Origin of the sequence: Streptomyces apricus (genome assembly GCF_008369065.1) — a bacterium.
Taxonomy (GTDB): domain Bacteria; phylum Actinomycetota; class Actinomycetes; order Streptomycetales; family Streptomycetaceae; genus Streptomyces; species Streptomyces apricus.
Map to the genome: position 1 here is coordinate 1 of NZ_VDFC01000078.1, position 2470 is coordinate 2470.

The following is a 2470-nucleotide window of genomic DNA, read 5'->3' on the forward strand; positions in this document are numbered from 1 at the left end:
AGTGAGGGGCTGGGCGCGGGGGCGGGTGCGGGTCCGTGGGGGCTGGTCGCGCAGTTCCCCGCGCCCCTAAAAGCCAAAGACTGCGCCGTTCCCCGCGCCCCTGGCTACCCAGGGGCGCGGGGAACGGCGCGACCAGCCACGTCCCGGCGGAGCGCCTAGGCGACCGTCGTCCGGCAGGTCAGTTCCCGGGTCTCGTCCGGGTGGCGGACCGGGCCCGTCAGGGTCAGGTGGGTCGTGTGGTGGGTGGTCGTGCTGGAGCTCGCCACGCGCAGTTCCAGGGCGCCCGGCTCCACCGTGCGGCGGCCCTCGCGGTCGGTGAACGCCGACAGGTCCGGGTGGAAGTGGAACGTGACCCGGCGGGCCTCTCCCGGAGCCAGGGTCAGGCGCTGGTAGCCGATCAGCCGGACGTCGGGGCGGGTCACCGAGGCGACCGGGTCGTGCAGGTAGAGCTGCACGGTCTCCGCACCCTCGCGCGGCCCCGTGTTGCGGACCGTGACCGAGACGTCGTACGGCTCCGACGTGCTGGTCCGCGCGCTGCGGTCCGCCGTGTCCTCGTAGGCGAAGTCCGTGTACGACAGGCCGTGGCCGAAGGGGTGGAGCGGGGTCGGGTCCAGGCTGCTGACCTCGCCCGCCAGGCCCAGCGGGGGCTGGAGGTAGGTCCACGGCTGGCCGCCCGGGGTCCGCGGGACGCTCACGGGGAGCCGGCCCGAGGGGTTGACCCGGCCCGACAGGACGCCCGCCACCGCGGGGCCGCCCTCCTCGCCGGGGAAGAACGCCTGGACCGTGGCGGCCAGCCGGTCGTGCCAGCGGCCCAGCGCGTACGGGCGGCCGGTGAGCAGGACGAGCACGACCGGGGTGTCCGTCGCCGTCAGGGCGTCCAGCAGCTCGGCCTGCACGCCCGGCAGCTGCAGGTCCGCCACGTCGCAGCCCTCGCCCGAGGTGCCCCGGCCGAAGAGGCCCGCCCGGTCGCCCAGCACGGCCACGCAGACGTCCGCCTCGGTGGTGCGCGCGACGGCCTCCGCGAAGCCCGAGGTGTCCGGGCCGGTGGTGTCGCAGCCCTCGGTGAACGTCAGCTTGGCGTCCGGGAGTTCCGTGCGCAGGGATTCGAGCAGCGTGGGGATCTCGATGCCCATCGGCAGGGCCGGGTGGTTGACGCCCACGTGGGACGGGAACGAGTAGCAGCCCAGCATGGCCAGCGCGTCCGAGGCCCGCGGGCCGACCACGGCGATCCGGGTGTCGGGGGCGAGCGGCAGCAGGCCCTCCGGGTTGGAGAGCAGGACCACGGATTCCTCGGCCAGCCGGCGGGCCAGCGCGCGGTTCGCGGCCGAGTCCAGGTCGATCGGGCCGGTGGGCTCCGGGCCCCAGTCCTCGTCCAGCAGCCCCAGCTCGCACTTCTGGAGCAGGACCCGCGTGGCGGCCCGGTCCACCACGGACTCCGGGACGTCGCCGGCGCGCACGGCCCCGGCCAGCGGGTCCCCGTAGCAGTGGACCGTCGGCAGTTCGACGTCCACGCCCGCGGCCAGGGCCGCGTGGGCGGCCTGCGCCTCGGTGCCCGCGACCCGGTGCAGGGTCTTGAGGAAGCCGACGCCGAAGTAGTCGCTGACGACCGTGCCCGTGAACCCCCAGCGCTCCCGCAGCAGTTCGGTCAGCAGGTACGGGTCCGCGGTGGCGGGCACGCCGTCCGTGTCCGTGTAGGCGGCCATCACCGAGCGGGCCCCGCCCTCGCGCAGCGCGAACTCGAACGGGGGCAGCGTGATGTCGGCGAACTCGCGCACCCCGGCCCGTACGGGGGCGAGGTTGCGGGCGCCCGCCGAGGACGCGTACCCGGCGAAGTGCTTGAGCGTGGCGACGATCCCGGCGGACTCCAGGCCGCGCACGTACGCGGCGCCGATCGTGCCGACCAGGTACGGGTCCTCGCCGATGGTCTCCTCGACCCTGCCCCACCGCAGGTCCCGCACGACGTCCAGGACCGGGGCGAGGCCCTGGTGGACGCCGACGGAGGCGAGGTCGCGGCCGATCCGCCCCGCCATCTCGGCGACCAGGTCCGGGTCGAACGTGGCGCCCCAGGCGAGCGGCACGGGGTACGCGGTGGCGCCCCACGCGGTGAAGCCGGCCAGGCACTCCTCGTGGGCGACGGCCGGGATGCCGAAGCGGCCCGCCCCGACGAGCCGGCGCTGGGCGCGGGCCAGTGCCTGCGCGCCCAGCGCCGGGTCCACGGGAGCCGTGCCGAAGGAGCGGGTGAGCTGGCCCAGGCCCTGGGTGATGACCTCGTCCCAGTCGAAGTCCGCGGCCATCTCGTCCTGGTGCGGGGCCACCCCGTCGCCGTCCGTGGCGGCGCCCACCCACACGCCGTAGAGCTGGGCGGCCTTCTCCTCCAGGGTCATCCGGGCCAGCAGGTCGGCGACCCGGGCCTCGGCGGGCAGCGCGGGATCACGCCAAGGGGCGGTGGTCATGGAACTCCTGTCGGATT

The 2470-nt window shown here is 75.5% G+C and carries 1 protein-coding gene; it reads right to left on the bottom strand.

The window, feature by feature from the left end; genetic code table 11:
• Positions 1 to 155 precede the first annotated feature (155 nt).
• Positions 156 to 2453 (bottom strand): beta-xylosidase/alpha-l-arabinosidase, encoded by a 2298-nt coding sequence (locus FGF04_RS35490; protein WP_149515504.1) that lies wholly within the window; start codon positions 2451 to 2453, stop codon positions 156 to 158.
• Positions 2454 to 2470 lie beyond the last annotated feature (17 nt).

Coding starts and splice junctions, on each gene's coding strand:
- FGF04_RS35490 (WP_149515504.1), bottom strand. CDS start 2,453: ATGACCACCGCCCCTTGGCGTGATCCCGCGCTGCCCGCCGAGGCCCGG.